Below are 17403 nucleotides of genomic sequence, written 5' to 3'. Positions count from 1 at the left end.
ATATCCCCAATTCAAACCGAATTGGGGATATGATACAAACCGTTGTTCCGCCCAAGGAGGTTATCCATCATGAACGAGTCATATCGCCTGGGCGAGCAATCGATTATTGCCTATCTTCAGCGACTTGCGAACGGCGTCTCGACCGCCGAACTCGATGTTGCCGCGCTGCCTGCTGAGCTACGCGCCGTTGGTGAGCAACTGCAAAAGACGCATGCCATCCTGCAACAAGAGCGCCAGCTGCTTGAGCGCAACGCCTATATCGATCCGCTCACCAACTTGGGCAACCGCAACGGATTCGACCGTCACGTCGAGCAACTCTGGCGCAAAGGCGACCCCTTCACCTGCGCCTATATTGACATCGACCATCTCAAGCATTGCAACGATAGGTTTGGCCACGCCGAAGGCAATCGCTATATTCTGAGCATCTGCCGCACGCTCTCCGAAACCATGGAGCACGATGAGATGCTGTTCCGTATCGGTGGAGACGAGTTTGTGCTCATCTCGCCCTCCGCAAACGAGATTGAACTCGAGCAGCGCTTGGAGCAGGTACGTACCAGGCTGATCGAGGCGAGCTCAGGTGGCAAGGCGCCCATGATCGGCAGCTTTAGCTTTGGCTGCTCGCGCGTCGATCCACTTGCTGGCGACACGCGTCGCCAGATGACGATGGATGCCGATCGCAAGATGTATCGCTATAAGCTTATGCATCGTGTGCAGCAACCGAAAGACGATGACGCGCCGCAACGCCCAATCGTCGATCAGCTTCCCTGCAACGACCGGGTGTTCCAAGCGATCTCCATGAGCTCCGAGACGCGCTATCCGTTTATCCTCAATCTCGATACGGGAGAATCGCAATGGTCGGTTAACGCCGTGCGCGATTTTGACCTGCCCTCCCAGCACCCTTTTAACTCACTCGACATGTGGCTCGCCCGCGTTCATCCCGAGGACCGCGACAACGTACGCGCCGAGCTCGACATGGTGATAAACGGCACGTGGCACTTCCACTACATGCAGTATCGCGTAATGGATGCCACCGGAAAATACGTGCTTTGCGACTGCACAGGTTACCGCTTGGACGGCACCGATACCGAGCCCAGCATGTATGTGGGCACTATCATCAACCGAAGCTTGGCAGATACGACCGACTCGGTAACGGGCCTGGGCGATGTCCACGCGCTGGTCAACGCTATTGGAGAGATGCGCCGCGTGGCGCGCGAGGCAGGCTTTATTGCCATTAAGGTCGACGATATCGCCGAAGTCAATGCCCGCTTTGGATTCGATGCAGGCGACCGCGTGCTCGCCGAAAGTGCCGCCTGCCTCATGGATTGTTCGCGCGGCAAGGGTCGCCTGTTCCGCTCGACGGGACCAATGTTCGTGGCGCTTTTCGATGAGCTCGGCCCCGAGGCAATCGACGAGCTCGCAAACGAAATCGAACGATTCCTGGGTTCTCCCGTGCTCATCGGCTCGCTTGAATATCAGCCGCCCATTCGCGTGGCCACGCTCCATCTGAACAGCGTTGACCGACAGCCCGTTTCCATTTTGAACGAGCTCAAAGCGTTGCTCGGTAAAGCCGTGCAGGTTCCAGGTACCAAACTGGATTAGCACCGCGCCCGCACCGCCTCCCCCATCGTGCGATAATCCTCTGCAGAAGTCACCAACAGCAGAGGGAGTTTGTGATGAAGGTTCTTTTGGTCAATGGCAGTCCCAAGGCAAACGGCAACACCGCCCGCGCACTCGCCGAAGTCGCCGAGCAACTCAACGCCGAGGGTATCGATACCGAGGTGTTCCAGCTGGGCGCCAAGCCCATTCGCGACTGCATTGGCTGTGGCCAGTGCGGCAAGCTCGATTGCCGCTGCACCTTTGACGACGACGTGGTGAACGAGCTGATCGCTGCCGCCGAGCAGGCAGATGGCTTTGTCTTTGGCTCCCCCGTCTACTATGCGCATCCCAGCGGACGCATCCTCTCGGCTCTCGACCGCGCATTCTATGCTGGCAGCAAGGCCTTTGCGCACAAGCCGGGTGCCGCGGTCGCCGTCGCCCGCCGTGGCGGCACGTCGACCACCTTCGATGTACTCAACAAGTACTTCACTATCAACCAGATGCCCGTGGTGGCCTCCACGTACTGGAACAACGTCTTTGGTGCCATGCCGGGCGAGGCCACCCAGGACGCCGAGGGCCTGGCCACCATGCGAAACATCGGCAAAAACATGGCCTGGCTCCTGCGCTGTATCGAGGCAGGACAGGCCGCCGGTATCAACGCACCCGAGGCAGATCGAGCAACGACCAACTTCATTCGATAGAGCGGCGGAGCATGAATATCCAGATTTTTGGAACCAAAAAGTCTTTCGATACCAAGAAGGCCCAGCGCTATTTTAAGGAGCGCCGCATTAAGGTGCAGTTTATTGACCTTAGGGAAAAGGAGATGAGCAAGGGCGAGCTCACGAGCGTGATGCAGGCGGTCGGCGGCATCGACAAGCTGCTCAACCCCAAGGCCAAGGACGAGGAGACGCTCGCGCTCATCCAGCACCTTACCCCTAGCCAGCGCTTCGACAAACTGCTCGAAAACCAGCAGGTTCTAGCCGAACCCATCGTGCGCAACGGCAAAAAGGCCACCGTCGGTTATTGCCCCGATGTATGGGGAGCCTGGGAGTAGCCTGTGTTATTTGCCGGCGCGTGGGTATAAGAGCAGGCGTTTGGCATAAGATTCAACTGTAAGCCATGTCTAACAAAGGAGGGCACATGCCCAACAAACCCGTGAAGATCATCATGCTTACCGGATACCTCGGTGCCGGCAAGACCACGCTGCTCAACCACATCCTCGCTAACGACGGCGGCATCCGCGCCGCCGTGATCGTCAACGATATCGGCGAGATCAATGTCGACGCCAGTCTTATCGCCGACGGCGGCCTTTCCGAGACCGACGACCTCATCCCGCTCACCAACGGCTGCATCTGCTGCACGCTTTCGGACGACCTGGCCAACCAGCTGCAGGGCATTGCCGATTCGGGCAAGTTCGACTACATCATCATCGAGGCATCGGGTATTTGCGAGCCTATCCCCATCGCCTACACCATCTCGAGCTTCTGCGACGAGGCCAAGGTGGGCGGCGAGCCCAAGCTCGCGCTCGACAACATCGTGGCCGTGGTCGACTGCGCCCGCATGTACGACGAGTTCAACGGCGGTCGCGACCTGCTGGCTGAGGATATCGACGAGGACGACATCGAAAGCCTGCTCATCCAGCAAATCGAGTTCTGCTCCACGCTGATCCTTAACAAGACCGATACCGTGACGCCCGAGCAGATCGCCGAGCTCAAGGCCATCGTGCGCAGCCTGCAGAAGGACGCCGTGATCGTCGAGGCCCAAAACGGCGAGGTCCCCATGGAGGAGCTGCTCGATACCGACCGCTTCGACTTTATGCGCGCCTACAACTCCGCCGCCTGGATCGAGGCCATGGAGCATCCCGAGGAGCACGACGACCCCGAAGTGCTCGAGTACGACATCGAGACCTTTGTGTACTCGCGCCGCAAGCCGTTTGACCTGCAGAAGTTCACTGATTTTGTTGAGCAGGAGTGGCCCGACGAGGTCATCCGCGTCAAGGGTCCGCTGTGGCAGACCGGTGATCCGGACATGTGCTACATGTTTGAGCAGGCCGGCCACCAGATGCGCCTGATGGAGAACGGCCTGTTCGTTGACTCCGCGCCCGAGGGCGAGAAGCAGAAGATCATCGACGAGAACCCCGAGATCATGCAAATTTGGGACGACGAGACGGGCGACCGCATGACGAGCCTGTGCATCATCGGCCGTCACATGGACAAGGACGCGCTCATCGCCTCCCTCGATGCCTGCCTGACCGACTGGCACCGCGCCTAGGTTTATCCAAGCGGGCATTTTTCCGCCTATGTAACTGCCAAACCACCACGAAGGTGCCCTTCGTGGTGGTTTTTCGTTCTGAGCCAAGGAGATTCATGTTCAACATTGTGCTGTATGCGCCCGAGATTCCGGCCAATACGGGCAATATCGGCCGCACCTGCGTGGTTACCGGCACCCGCCTGCATCTGGTGGAGCCGCTGGGGTTTTCGCTCGACGACAAGACGGTACGTCGCGCCGGCCTGGGCTACTGGCAAAACTTGGACGTGACGACCTATGCCGGCTGGGAGGACTTCCTTGCGCGCAATGACCTCTCCCCTGCCGACGAACGCCTGCATCTGCTGACCAAAAAGGCACGCCGCACCTATGCGCAGAGTACCTACCGCGATGGCGACTACTTGGTCTTTGGCAGCGAGAGCTCGGGCATTCCTGAGGAGCTACTCGCTGCAGCGCCCACGTGCTGCGAGCGCATCCCGATGCTGCGCGATTGCGATTCGCTTGACAACGCCGAGGCCTGGGAAACCCACGAGGAATCGCTGGGGCATACCGAGGACAGCCACGAGGCCATCCTTCAACAGGACATCTGCGGCAACTTCGTCAATCCGAACGACTATCGTATCAGCGCACTCAACCTCTCCAACAGCGCCGCCATCGTCCTCTACGAGGCGCTGCGCCAAACAGGCTTTCCGGGAATGTGACAAAGGGGCTGTCCCTTTGTCACGCAATTAGGTCCGCACCCCTACCTATACCGATTTGCACCAAACGCCGCCAAAGTTCTCCATCATCGAAGAACACGGTCGGTTATCTTTCCGCATCGCAAGCCTCAACCTCACCGTTCACAGAGGCCGTCTCCATACCGACAAGTATTGCAATACGCTCCTGTTTTTCAATGATGAACCGCTTATGGTAGAAGATGTTGGCATATTGCAAAACACGATTCATCTGCGAGACATCAAACAAGGCGCCGACAACGCCGCCAAACACGGGAATGGCCTTGCCGAGGGATTTTTGAGTGATATTCCTGCCAATTTGTTCGAGTACGTTTTTGAAAACACTATTCTCGAGCGACTTCTTGCCGGCATTCTCGAGTGCCTTACGTGCAGCGGCATTAGCAAGGGCGCGAATCTGCGTGACAAGCATAGCCGCGCCGCCCCGTGCCGCCATTGCCGTCCAGCCTTTCTTGACCGTCTGCTTCACACCCTCCATCTCGGCTACAAGCATCACTTTACCGATTGTGACAGCCATGCCATCAGCAGGGCCTGCCGAAGGAGCCATCGCGTTTGAAAACACATCGCCCGCAATGACCATTTCAGCCGGATCCTCTTTAACGTTAAATCCGTACATCATGGCAACCGACTGCACCGCGCGATAATAGAGAAACATGCTGAATACGATATTGAAGGGCAAACCGGCAAACCCAGGAGCACCCGTCACCGCACCCTCGGTCGCCGCAAGCAGCAAGTGTCTACCGTTCTCGCCTGCCGCAATCCTCGCGACGTCAAAACTGCGAAGCATGAATAACTCGTCAATCGAACGGATAGTAACGCCTTCAAGCGTAGTATTTGCGGCCTCAACAATCTGCGCCTCAGTAACGCTGTACTTGGCAGCTTGCTCCTCGATAGCTTTGAAACCATCGACGACCTGCTTCATAACCTGTGCATATAGCTCTTGTTGCTGAATCTCACTTGTAAGCTCATCGACCGCATCTCCAACGGCAGTGCGAAGATTCTCCGGTATCTTTAGCCCAGCCATATCGGTCAACTGCTTGAGCTTTGAAGGCGCTACCATCTTTTCGTATTGCTCGGTCAATACCTCAAGCTCGGCAAGCTCTTGATTGGTCAGCAACGGATCGGGCAACACCCAATCACCGTTATCGTCAACGAGCGTCGATGGCAGGCCGAGTTGCTCTTGTCGCTTTGCGCTGTAGCGTTCATTCGCCGCGGCTGCAGTTGCAGAAGCAATCCCATTTGCAAAGTCAGTAATACCTTTAAGCGCATTATCCGCCAACGGACTAGCGGCGTCCGCCAATTCACTCGATTTCTTTTGGGTCTCCTTGACCACACCCATAATGGCGTTTTGCGCGCCATTTAATGCTCCAAACATTATGTTCTCCAGCGAAGAAGAACCGACACCGGGCTTCCGCTGCTTTTCGGGCTCCGCCTCACCAAACTGTTGTCGTTTATCGGACACACCATTCACCCTTACTTAAACGTAACGTTAATATCGACATCGTCGCCGCATAGGGCTTTGACCTGTTTTTCGATCAATCCGCTGGCTCTATCATCAGATTCTTTGAGCATATCGCTCTCTTCGACCTTCTTGGTCTGCTCTTTCTTCGCCTGTTTCAACAAACCGTTCAGATCGTCCGTACTTACTTGATTCCAGTTCAGAAAACCATTGTCCTCAACATATTTCTTCAGTGTATTGGGGTCTGTTGAGAAAGAGGTAATTTCCGAGTGAGGCAATGTAACCTTTACGCTCTTGACCTCTGAGTTCTCGTCGTTCATATCAACCCGCTTGATTTCAATCTTCATTTTATCGGCATCGATCCCGATATCAGCCTTGCCGTCAATCGTTGCGACATATCGCTTAGACGTAAAGGGGTTTTCCCACCCAAGCGGATTCCCCGCTTCATCGATTGAGAGCAGCTGCGTAAAGTTATATTCGTACGTCACAAGCTTTACGACCGGCGCGATCTCCTCGCGAATCGAATCATCGGTGACCGTTGTAGGATTACGCGTCAAATACAACCAGATACACCCGGCAGTCGCCACGGCCGTAACAGCCAGCAAACCGCCAAAGATTAGCTTTTGCGTTATTGTTGTAAACAAGTTTGTTTTTGTCATCCTGCTTCGCCTTTCTTTTATGGGCCCGACTTCTCCATCATCTTCCATCGTGTACATGGCGGCACGAATCATTCTGTCAACGGCTTAATGCAAAACGCGACCGTTCGGAGAAAACGGTCGCGCATTCTTTCCAATTCCCGCGAATTACTCCTTGACGCTGTAACTCGATACTGTCGGTACAACCCTCGAAGCGTCAACCTCACTCATTACCTCAAACTTCACTTTCTCGCCAGGCGCCCAGGCGGATGTATCTGCGTAGCATTCTTCCGCCCTTACACCATCGGCATCGTAAAGAGCGACATTTAGAAAAACGTTTTCGAACGATATGTCAGAGGTGTTTTCGACGATTGCGGTGTACGTATAGAGACCGTAGCCGTCGTCACTTTTCTCAAAGGTCGCCGATGAGAGCAGTCCGTTGATAGCCTCATCATTATGCGTCTTCTCCTCCACGGTCCTACCGTTCTTGATCAGCTCGTCAAACGCATCTCGATACTCATCATCGACCGTTAAGTCATACCGATCAACCAGTTTCTTAAGCTGTGCAGATCGTGCGTCATAGGCCTTTTCCCATTCGTCGTAATACTTGGGATCCGATTCCGCATACTTCTTGACAACATCAAGCTGATTATCAAGCAGATTGAGATAGGCAATGACGTCTTCTTGCATCTTAGTGTCTTTAAATGACGCCTTTTTGAGTTCTTTGTCGTTATCGATCTCGGTTTTAATTGCCTCTTTTCGCACTTTATTCGAGCCCAGATCAGCATCCTCTCCCAGTGAATCAAGGTAATCAGACCGCTTTTGATAGCCTTGAGCAATCACGGCCATTGCACGGTCATCGGCATAATCAGGCCCATCGTTTTTCTTCTCAACCTGTGAACAGCCGCTCAGCAGAAGTGCCCCACAAAGCACCGTCGCAAATAGCGAGATCGCCGCAGCCATCCCATAATGCCTTTTCATCTTGTCCTCCTTTAAATACAAAACACGATATCTAGCCCCCTCGTCAAAAAGCAGACGAATTGGCAACGCGGTGGCACTATTTGGTTCCAGGGCGTGAACTGGATAAACATCGAGGGAAGGAGTGGACTCCGTGCAATAAACTCCCCTCGTCAAAATGTCTAGTTAAAGAGGACGGACAGACGGCGAACGGTCATATCAGTTCGTATCCGCCCGTCTCCAACGATCGAACGTCGATGCGCTGACGTTCAGGAGCATTGCGGCCTCTCGCCTCGTAACTTCACCTCCTTCGAATGATTTGATGACATCGCGGTAGCTATCCGGACGTTCGAGCGTCGGTCTCCCAAATCTCACACCCCGCAGACGCGCCGACGCGATACCCTCCGCCTGGCGCTGCTTTATGTTTTCGCGCTCCACCTGAGCCACGTAGCTCAAAACCTGAAGCACTAGATCGGCAATAAAAGTCCCCGTAATTCCATTGGGTTGTTCGCGTGTATCAAGCAATGGCATATCGAGCACCACGATGGCAACGCGTTTGTCCGTCGTTAGGCGACGCCATTCATCGAGAACTTCACGGTAGTCGCGACCCAATCGATCGATACTCTTAATCACCAAAACGTCCCCTTCGCGCAGACGACGAAGAAGACGCCGGTACTGAGGACGCCTGAAGTCCTTTCCACTCGCTTTGTCAGCATAGATCAAATTCGTTTGGACCGGAAACCGCTCCAGCGCATCCAGTTGGCGATCCAGGTTCTGATCTGCTGACGAAACTCGAGCATACCCATAGATTCTGTTTTTCATGATTGCCCCTATCAGCCGCACGATGGCAGCTTCAGCTCATCTGAGAGCCCACTCACAATAGGGCGTGCAAATTTCGCGAATGGGTTGAACCCATTTTCGGGCTCCAACGTAAGCTATTCAAGCACCGCTTCGATAACGCACGACGCCAACCTTATGCTTTGAAATGAAATTAATCGTTTTTAATTGAGATTAACTAGAATAAAATGAAATTAACCCGAGACGCTAAAGGAGGGCATTGTGGAATACCTCGAAAACCCGTTTACCCCTAGCTTTGGCGAGGTTCCTGCCCATCTCGCTGGCAGACAACAGATTATTCGGGATTTGGACCGTGCCTTCTTGAGCCAGCGCAGGCGCCCAGAATTGACCTCGATCTTCTCAGGCGCGCGTGGAACCGGTAAAACCGCTCTCATGTCGTCGCTCGCGACAAGGGCGGAATCCCACGGCTGGATAGCCGTAAAGACGACCGCGCTCTCGGGAATGCTTGAGGAAATCGAGCTCGGGACGAAACGTGCCGCAGCCCATCTCATCGACTCGTCCACCCACTTCGAAGTCACCGGCCTCGGAATTGCACCGCTCGGCAGCATCGAGGTCAATCGCGTTCACGATGCCTCAACCTGGCGTTATCGCATGAGCGACATCATCGACCAGCTCAACGAGGCGGGCACCGGTCTGCTCGTCACGGTTGACGAGGTGGACCCGACACTCGACGAGATGATTCAGCTTGCAGCGACGTATCAGCACTTTGTGACCGATGGGAAACGCGTCGCCCTGCTCATGGCGGGACTTCCCAACAACGTCTCGACGTTGCTGAACCACAAGACGGTCTCGTTCCTTCGCCGCGCCCAACAATATCATCTGGGTCGCATTGCCGACTATGACGTACGCGAGGCCTTGATTCGCACAATCCAGGAAAACGATCGCCTGGCAGATGCTGGGGGAATCGATAGAGCCGTTCACTCGATCTCTGGTTTTCCCTTCCTATTGCAACTCGTAGGCTACCGTGCCTGGGATCTCACAAGCGATTCGAAGGAAATCTCGTCACGCGACTTTGACCTGGGAATCAAAATCGCGCGCGACGAGATGGACGACCGAATCCTCGCGGCAACCTATCGGGAACTCACGGCGGAGGACAAACGATTCCTCATCGCCATGCTCGATGACGAGGAAGAGTCCACCACCGCCGACCTTGTCGAGCGCCTTAAGCGTTCGCCGCAGCAGGTCTCCCGCTACCGACGCCGCATGATAGATGCCGGCATCATTGGAGAACGCGGGCGCGGAATCGTCGCTTTTGAATTGCCATTCTTCCGCGACTATCTCGCCGCTCAATGCGTGAAATAGAAGTCAATGTGACAAAGGGGCAGTCCCTTTGTCACATCGCCTATAGATAACGACCGGTAATGCTCCTGGAGCAAGTAGCGATATCCGCCGGCGTACCGGCGCAGACGATTTGCCCGCCGGCGTCGCCACCGCCCGGTCCCATGTCGATCACGTAATCGGCGTTACGGATAAGGTCAAGATCGTGCTCGATCACGATAACCGTGGCGCCCTTGGCAACAAGGCCGTCGAACACACTCAGCAACACCTGGACATCGAGCGGATGTAGTCCGATCGTGGGCTCGTCGAACACAAACACGGCATCATCCTGCACACGGCCCATCTCGCTCGCAAGCTTAAGACGCTGCGCCTCGCCGCCCGAAAGCGCCGGCGTGGGCTCACCGAGCGTGAGATAACCCAAGCCCAGGTCGTGCAAGGTCTGCAAGCGCGCCTGAACCTTCTTGAGTCCCACCGTGGCGTCGAGGGCCTCGTCCACGCTCATGTCCATGAGCTGCGGCAACGTAAGCAGACTCCCGTCCTTGCCCTCGCGATGGATATGCGAAGCAGCGTCTGCATAACGTGAGCCGCGACATGCCGGGCAGACGATCTCGACGTCGGGCAGAAACTGCACGTCGAGCGATATCGATCCCGTGCCATCGCACGTAGGGCAGCGCAGAGTGCCAGTATTGTAGCTAAAGGCACCCGCCTTGTAGCCGGCTGCTTTGGCCTCGGGCGTACGGGCGAAAGCGCGGCGCAGCTCATCATGGATGTCGGCATAGGTCGCTACCGTCGAGCGCACGTTGGCGCCGATGGGCGTGGCATCAATCAGGTTGGCGCGTGCGATACCCTCGGCGTCGACCCAGCGCACATGGCTTGGCAGGCGCTCGCCAGCTGCCTGCGCCTTAAGCGCCGGGATGAGCGTCTCGAGCACCAACGTCGTCTTACCCGAACCCGAAACGCCCGTCACCGCAACGAGACGGCCGCGCGGGATATCGACTTCGAGCGGCTTGACGGTATGGATGGTATCGGTCGCCATGCGGATGTGGCCCTGGTCGAACATTTCCTCGTCAGTCACCTGCGGGCTCAAGCGCTTGGGGTCTGCGCGCAAAAACGGGGCGATGCGGCTGCCCTGCGATTGTTCGACCTCGTCCACCGTACCTGCAGCGATCACGTTACCGCCGCCTGCTCCGGCAACGGGGCCCATCTCGACCAGATAGTCGGCTTCCGCCAGCACGCGTGTGTCGTGGTCGACAACGACCACGGTGTTGCCGTCGCCTACCAGGTCGCGCATCACGCCTACCAGGCCGTCGACATTGGCAGGATGCAAGCCAATCGAGGGCTCGTCCAGCACATAGAGCACGCCCGTCGATCGGTTACGCACCACGCGAGCAAGCTGCACGCGCTGGCGCTCGCCCGTGGAAAGCGTGGCGCCGGCGCGGTCGAGCGAAAGGTAATCGAGGCCCAGGTCGACCAAGCGACGGGCCGCACTCAAAAACGAATCGCAGATATCCGTCGCCATGGGCTGCATCTCGGCCGGCAAGGATGCGGGCACCCCGTGCACCCACTCAACCGCATCACTAAGCGTCATGGCCGCGGCCTGCGCTAGATTGATACCGCGCACCTGAGGCTGGCGCGCAGTCTCGGAGAGACGCGTGCCGCCACAGTCACGGCATGGCCCCTCGCGCAAAAAGCGTGCAACGCGTTTGAGGCCCTTGTCGTCTTTGACCTTTGCGAGTGCGTTCTCGACGGTATAGACAGCGTTGTAATAGGTGAAGTCGAGCGGCGTGGCCCCCTCGCCGTTTTTGGGAACGTAGAGAATGTGCTTCTTAACCGCCGGGCCGTGAAACACGATATCGCGCTCTTGAGGCGTGAGCTGGTTAAACGGTACGTCGGTGCGTACGCCCATCTCGCCTGCCACCTGCTTCATCAGATCCCACATGAGCGTACCCCAGGGAAGCACCGCACCCTCGTTGATGGTCTTTGACTCATCGGGCACCAGGCTCGCCTCGTCCACCTCGCGCATGACACCGGTACCGCCGCAGGTAGGGCACGCACCGCCACTATTGAAAGCCAGATCCTCGGCACTCGGCGCGTAGAACTCGCGGCCGCATGTCGGACACGTGAGCGACAGACCTGCGGCCACGTTAAGGCTCGGCTCCACACGCGCCCCGCAATGCGGGCACACGTGATGGGCACAGCGGCTAAAGAGCAGGCGCAGGCTATTGTTGAGCTCGGTCATGGTGCCAAAGGTGGAACGCACGCCCGGCACGCTGGGGCGTTGATGCAATGCGAGCGCCGCCGGCACGTGCAGCACCTCGTCCACCTGGGCGTGCTCGGCTTGCGTCAGGCGACGTCGAGTATAGGTGCTGAGCGCCTCCAGGTAACGGCGCGAACCCTCGGCGTAAAGAACGCCCAGTGCCAGCGAGCTCTTACCCGAACCCGACACGCCGGCAATACCCACGAGCTTTCCCAGCGGGATATCGATATCGATGTCCTTGAGGTTGTGGACACGTGCACCACGCACCTCGATAGCACTTGGTTGTTGCGACACCGCCATCGCTCCCCTTCCAGTTGATCGAATATGACAAGAGGGCTGTCCCTTTGTCACATTACTCGTACCGTGCCTGCCTGCGCCAGTCTTCGCAGGTCAAATACGTAAAGCACTCGGTGCGTACATCGCCCATAAGCTCGCAGGGCACGTCGCGCTCAACGTGATGTGGCGCGAACCCACATTTTTGCTGGACGCGTAACGACTTGTTATTGCCCTCATAGTATCCACACCAAAGCGCCTTGCAGCCAAGCGTTTCGAACGCATAGCGCTGCATGGCTCGTACTGCTTCGGGAGCAAAGCCTCGGCCCCAAAATGGCTTGGCGATCCAATAGCCCACCTCGAACTCGAGTCCGCCTCTTTGGCTGTTCGACTCACAGCGAGGCGGCATGAGCCCGATGCTGCCCACGGGCTCGTCTGTCTCAGGCAGGCAAATGGCAAAGGTATGGGGCGCCGTAAAGACCGTCCGAATGATCTCTCTGCTTTCCTCAATGCTTCGATGGGGCGGCCAGCCCGCAGCCGGCCCCACATCCGGGTCGCTCGCATATGTAAACAGGCTCGCCGCATCCGTCTCGCGCCACGGACGAAGCGTCAAACGCTCAGTATGAATCACCATAATTTAGTCTCTCAAATATCGATGTGATAAAGGGGCCGTCCCTTTGTCGCATCACTCATGCCATAAAACGCGGTCGCGGATGTACTCGCCCAGCATGGGCACGGTAAACCGGACGAGGCCGTATCCGGCAGCCTCGATGACGCGCTCGCGAATCAGGCTTGCGCGATATTTGCTCGCCCAGCTCTGAGTACGGTCGCAGCGCTCAATGATGTCCGACATGCGTGTCGGTTTGCCCCCGTCAGCAGCCATGGCCTCGATATAGAGGCGTTGCGGACTGCGCAGCCCGTAATACAGAGGCGCGTCAACCGCTTCGTAGAACTCGGAGACGGCATCCGCATGCCCATCCTCGACATCGCGCCTTTCAATGACCTGCGAGCCACGCCGGACAGCAGAGCGCCACATGTAATAGCCCACCAGCTGAACCATATAGGGATGCCCCATGCTCTTGTGTGCCGCAAGGTCCGCTGTCTCCGCGTCAACATAAAGACCAGCGTCTTTGACCGTCTGGATATACGAATCGCGCACCTTGGGCAAAGATATCGCCCCCAGCGTACGCTGCTGGGCACGCCGCAAAAACGTCACGCTCGGCTCTTCGAGCAGATCGTCAACCATACTGGGTAAGCCGGCAAAAACAAGCGCAAGGCCGCACTGGTCGCTATCGGACAAGCCCGTGGCATCCTGGTCTCCGAGCACCTGCTGATAGAGAACGGCAAGAGCCGCCAGTTCCTCGATAGATGCAGATTGCGCCTCGTCAATCGCAAACAGTATGCCCTTGCCTGGACCGAGCTTCTTGAGGCGTTCGTTGACCAGCCCTCGCAACGTCTCGCCCTTTGCTCGCGCCGCCTCGACCGACATCCGGCCAAACGACGGACCGAATTCCATTGACGTCACAACGGGCCTATTCGAGCGAAGCGCGTCGGCCAAGCGGTCGCATAAGCCAAGCGAAGCGGAATCGGAGACAACCGCCCATCCGCGCTCACTAGCCAAACGCTGTAGCTCCCGCAAGAGAACTGTTTTGCCACAGCCGCGGTTTCCCGTAATGAGCATGAGCCTACCCGGCGCTCCGGCGCCGTTATCGAGCCCTTCCTCGAAATCTTCGATGACCGACTCGCGACCAATGAGTATCGGAGGCCGCTTACCAGCCGTGGGCTTAAAGGGATTTGGATTCATGTCGGCCTCCTCGGATTGGCAAACCCTGGTAATAGTTATACCAACTTGTACCGAGTTATACCAACAGGATGTGACAAAGGAACTGTCCCTTTGTCACATGTGGCCGAAAAACTCGGCATCTGCTGCTCGCCAGGGGCGGAAGGTAGCGGGATCGACCTTTACGTGCGCCGCGGCGGGTACGTCGTGCCATTTGACCGTGTAACCGGCGCCGTGAGAGCAAAAGACCGAATCGGGCGTGTTGGGCAGATCGGCCTCGGGCTCATAGGCGGCCGTCTCAATGACGCGCTCGGCATCGTGACAAGGCGCATAGCCGGCGAACTCCAGGTACAGATGACCGCGACCGCTCGTGTAGGCAGCCACCTCCAGCGCATAATCCTGCACCTCGGATGCCGGCACGCGACCCACAAGCTTCGCCCGGTCGCCCGTCATCGTCGGCGGCTTGCACTCGGCGCCCATACGCGTGGCATCCGAGAGCGCCCGGCCCACGCACTCCCCCGGCACTTCGAGCTCAAAGTGATACCACGGCTCCAGCAGCACGGCTGCGCCGACCTCACGCGCCTGCATCAAACCCTGGCGAATCGCGCGGTACGTGGCCTGGCGAAAATCGCCGCCCTCGGTGTGTTTGGCATGCGCGCGGCCGCCCGTAAGCGTAATGCGCACATCGGTGATGGGCGAGCCGGTCAGCGCACCCAGGTGATCGCGCTCCATGGCGTTGGTGAGTGCCAAACGCTGCCAGTTAAGATCGAGCTCGTCGGTCGAGGTCACGGTGCCAAACTGCACGCCCGAACCCGCTGGCAACGGCTCCAGGCGCAAATGCACCTCGGCATAGTGGCGCAGCGGCTCAAAGTGGCCCACGCCCTCGACCGGCTGCGAAATAGTCTCCTTATAGAGAATGCCGCCAGACTCAAACTCAACCGAAAGGCCAAAGCGATCGACCAACACCCGCTGTACGACCTCGAGTTGCACGGCGCCCATCAACTGCAAATGAATCTGCTCGAGATGCGTATTCCAGCTTACGCCGAGCATAGGATCTTCATCCGCCAACTCAGTCAATGCTTTGAACACCGTGTGGACGTCGTGTTCGCCCGGAAGCACCGTATAGGTGAGAACTGGCGCAATGACGGGCGCATCGCACGCGGGTTCCGCGCCCAAGGCGTCCCCTGGGCGAACGTGCGCAAGACCCGTCACGGCACAAATACCGCCAGCGGCAACTTCTTGGGCAAGCTCATACTTCTCGCCGTTATAGATGCGGACCTGATCGACCTTCTGCTCCCATGCCTCGGCGCCGGAACGTCCGTCAATCATCTGTTTGGCATGCAGCGTGCCGCCGGTCACTTTAACCCAAGCCAAGCGCTCGCCACGATCCCCGCGGCTGACGCGATAGACGCGCGCGGCAAACTCCGGGAGCCACGCCTGTTCGCGCATCAGCGCGCATATACCATCCAACAGCTCGTCCACGCCTTGGTCCTTGAGAGCCGAGCCGGCAAAGCAGGGAAATAGCTTGCGCTCGGCAACCATGCACGACAGCGTTGCAACAGAAAGCTCGCCCGCCTCAAGAAACTCCTCGAGCGCCGCTTCGTCCAACGCAGCAGCGTCCTCCTGAACGGCGCCACCCGCCAGCAGTTCGTTGGCATCCAGGCACCCCTCAGAAAGACGTTGCCCAAGTTGTGCCAGCAAAACATCGCGGCCGGGATTCTCCAAATCGATCTTGTTGATAAAGATGAACGTCGGGATGTCATAGCGCGCAAGCAGGCGCCACAGGGTTTCGGTGTGCCCCTGTACGCCATCGTTGGCGCCTACCACCAGAATCGCGTAGTCCAGGGCACGCAGCGTGCGCTCCGCCTCGGCAGAAAAATCGACATGGCCGGGAGCGTCCACGAGCATAACGTGGGTGTCACCATGGTCGAGCACAGCCTGCGACGAGAAAATCGTGATGCCGCGCTCGCGCTCGATGGCGTTGGTATCCAGGTGCGAGTCGCCATCGTCCACGCGGCCGCGCTTGCGAATGCGACCCGCGCAGAACAGCATGGCCTCGGCCAGTGTGGTCTTGCCGGCATCGACATGCGCCAAGATTCCAACGACCGCTTGCTTCGACATGGCTCTCCTCTTATTGCAAGCCCGTCGCACTCGGCAACGGGCATCCTCGTTCCACACTGGATGATACAATTTACGGGCCGGCGGGCGAAGCGGGCCCTATCCCCCGACCAAGCTCATCGCCCTGCGTTGCCGCGCGGCGATTTTCGTAGGTTCGCGCCTTACGAAAGCCGGCACCTCCCCTTTTGTCTGCCCGGTCTCATCTGAGGCGGTAACAATGCGAGTCCCACAACGACGCGTTTTACCAAAAATGGCCCCACGCGGGGCCATTTTCATTTCGATGAAACGCTGGTATGTGACTCGGCCCTTATGCCTCGCGCAGCCAGTCGAACGCAACGCGCGGCGTGCCGTCGGACACATACACGACGCCGGCGCGCTCGAACCCTGCCTTGAGGCTCGCACCCTGCATGGGCAGGTTGTCCGCGTGCGTATCGATACGCAGATGGTCGGCACGCTCCTTGGCAAAGGCAAACATCGCGGCCGCGATACCGTGCACGGTGCCGTCGGACGCCACGCGGTGCAGCACGGCGTACGGAGTGTCGCTGCGCCACTGACCGTCCTCGATGACGTCATAGCACTCGTCCGGGCCCGGCAAAAAGGCAAACGTCGCCACCACGCGACCGTCGACTTCGCACACATAGCTGCCACCGGCGGCGATATCGGCAGCCAGCTGCTCGGCCGAAGGCGTGCCCTCGGGCCACTGCGTGGCGTTGCCATGCGCGCGCATAAAGGCGCGGGCGGCATCATAGATAGCCATGACGGCGGGAATGTCGGTCTCGAGGGTTTTTCTGATCATCACGCGGCGACCTCACGTTTATTGGTATCACTTTGATTGAGCAATGATACCAGCGTTTGGAAAGGGCAAGGAGCGGATGGGAAGCAAAAAGCGAGCCGCCTGGTCAAAGGCCAAAAGCGAGTTTTTGGGCGCTGCCACCGGCGGCGATATGAGCGACCTGTTTGCGCGCGAGGACGAGCGCCGCGATGCCCTGGACGCCGAGCGCGATGAGGCTTGGCGCTACAAATCGTGCGAGCGCAAAAACCGCTACGACACACGCGCCGAGGCCGAGGCCGTTATGGCCGACTGCGAAAACCGTGGACGGCGTGGTTTGGCCTGCTACAAATGCGAATACTGCGGCGGGTGGCATCTGACGTCGCATCCTTGGAAATAGGCTCCGCAACGGAGCGGCGCTCACGCA

Annotated in this window: 16 protein-coding genes; 7 read left to right on the top strand and 9 right to left on the bottom strand. The window is 58.0% G+C overall.

Going from position 1 to position 17403, the window contains the following annotated elements; translation table 11 throughout:
- Window positions 1–69 precede the first annotated feature (69 nt).
- The 5 genes from DWZ01_RS04465 to DWZ01_RS04445 all read left to right on the top strand — a co-directional run bounded on the left by DWZ01_RS04465 (window position 70) and on the right by DWZ01_RS04445 (window position 4562).
- Window positions 70–1599, top strand: coding sequence for a diguanylate cyclase domain-containing protein (locus DWZ01_RS04465; RefSeq protein ID WP_117848239.1), 1530 nt, complete (start codon window positions 70–72; stop codon window positions 1597–1599).
- A gap of 74 nt (window positions 1600–1673) precedes the next feature.
- Entirely contained in the window at window positions 1674–2297 is a 624-nt protein-coding gene (locus tag DWZ01_RS04460; RefSeq protein WP_117820872.1) for a flavodoxin family protein, read from the top strand.
- 11 nt (window positions 2298–2308) lie between these two features.
- Entirely contained in the window at window positions 2309–2650 is a 342-nt protein-coding gene (locus tag DWZ01_RS04455; RefSeq protein WP_117769844.1) for an arsenate reductase family protein, read from the top strand.
- A gap of 86 nt (window positions 2651–2736) precedes the next feature.
- Complete coding sequence (locus DWZ01_RS04450) at window positions 2737–3867, top strand: GTP-binding protein (RefSeq protein WP_117635529.1); 1131 nt, start codon at window positions 2737–2739, stop codon at window positions 3865–3867.
- A 95-nt stretch (window positions 3868–3962) separates the two neighbouring features.
- Entirely contained in the window at window positions 3963–4562 is a 600-nt protein-coding gene (locus tag DWZ01_RS04445) for a tRNA (cytidine(34)-2'-O)-methyltransferase (protein ID WP_117820871.1), read from the top strand.
- A gap of 103 nt (window positions 4563–4665) precedes the next feature.
- Here the strand turns inward: DWZ01_RS04445 and DWZ01_RS04440 are convergent, their stop codons facing one another.
- The 4 genes from DWZ01_RS04440 to DWZ01_RS04425 form a co-directional block, all read right to left on the bottom strand.
- On the bottom strand, window positions 4666–6054 hold the full coding sequence (locus DWZ01_RS04440) for an EcsC family protein (protein WP_117848237.1): 1389 nt from the start codon (window positions 6052–6054) through the stop codon (window positions 4666–4668).
- Window positions 6055–6065: 11 nt separating this feature from the next.
- Window positions 6066–6710, bottom strand: a complete 645-nt coding sequence (locus DWZ01_RS04435; protein WP_158556994.1) for a DUF4230 domain-containing protein — start codon at window positions 6708–6710, stop codon at window positions 6066–6068.
- 144 nt (window positions 6711–6854) lie between these two features.
- Window positions 6855–7649: an FxLYD domain-containing protein gene (locus tag DWZ01_RS04430; RefSeq protein ID WP_199412390.1), complete on the bottom strand. Its 795-nt coding sequence runs from the start codon at window positions 7647–7649 to the stop codon at window positions 6855–6857.
- 213 nt (window positions 7650–7862) lie between these two features.
- Complete coding sequence (locus tag DWZ01_RS04425) at window positions 7863–8465, bottom strand: recombinase family protein (protein WP_117848231.1); 603 nt, start codon at window positions 8463–8465, stop codon at window positions 7863–7865.
- A 237-nt stretch (window positions 8466–8702) separates the two neighbouring features.
- On the opposite strand from DWZ01_RS04425, the gene DWZ01_RS04420 reads away from it, so the two are divergent.
- Window positions 8703–9803: an AAA family ATPase gene (locus DWZ01_RS04420; protein WP_117848229.1), complete on the top strand. Its 1101-nt coding sequence runs from the start codon at window positions 8703–8705 to the stop codon at window positions 9801–9803.
- Window positions 9804–9843: 40 nt separating this feature from the next.
- On the opposite strand, the gene DWZ01_RS04415 is transcribed toward DWZ01_RS04420, so the two are convergent.
- The 5 genes from DWZ01_RS04415 to DWZ01_RS04395 form a co-directional block, all read right to left on the bottom strand.
- Window positions 9844–12336: an excinuclease ABC subunit UvrA gene (locus DWZ01_RS04415; protein ID WP_117848227.1), complete on the bottom strand. Its 2493-nt coding sequence runs from the start codon at window positions 12334–12336 to the stop codon at window positions 9844–9846.
- 52 nt (window positions 12337–12388) lie between these two features.
- Entirely contained in the window at window positions 12389–12943 is a 555-nt protein-coding gene (locus tag DWZ01_RS04410) for a GNAT family N-acetyltransferase (RefSeq protein WP_117848225.1), read from the bottom strand.
- Window positions 12944–12994: 51 nt separating this feature from the next.
- A complete protein-coding gene (locus tag DWZ01_RS04405; RefSeq protein WP_117848223.1) occupies window positions 12995–14113 on the bottom strand; it encodes an AAA family ATPase in 1119 nt (372 codons plus the stop codon).
- Between the two features lie 93 nt (window positions 14114–14206).
- Window positions 14207–16210 carry a translation factor GTPase family protein gene (locus tag DWZ01_RS04400; RefSeq protein ID WP_117848222.1) on the bottom strand — a complete coding sequence of 668 codons (2004 nt, stop codon included), beginning with the start codon at window positions 16208–16210 and terminating at the stop codon, window positions 14207–14209.
- A 304-nt stretch (window positions 16211–16514) separates the two neighbouring features.
- On the bottom strand, window positions 16515–17003 hold the full coding sequence (locus DWZ01_RS04395; protein ID WP_117736485.1) for a GNAT family N-acetyltransferase: 489 nt from the start codon (window positions 17001–17003) through the stop codon (window positions 16515–16517).
- 76 nt (window positions 17004–17079) lie between these two features.
- Between DWZ01_RS04395 and DWZ01_RS04390 the strand changes: the two genes are divergently transcribed.
- Window positions 17080–17376: a hypothetical protein gene (locus DWZ01_RS04390; protein ID WP_055310006.1), complete on the top strand. Its 297-nt coding sequence runs from the start codon at window positions 17080–17082 to the stop codon at window positions 17374–17376.
- The last annotated feature ends 27 nt before the right edge of the window (window positions 17377–17403 follow it).

The sequence above is a fragment of the Collinsella sp. AF28-5AC genome, from assembly GCF_003457875.1.
In the GTDB taxonomy this organism is placed as follows: Bacteria; Actinomycetota; Coriobacteriia; order Coriobacteriales; family Coriobacteriaceae; genus Collinsella.
Note: the sequence above shows the minus strand (reverse complement) of the source record. Positions and strands in the feature narration are given on the sequence as shown.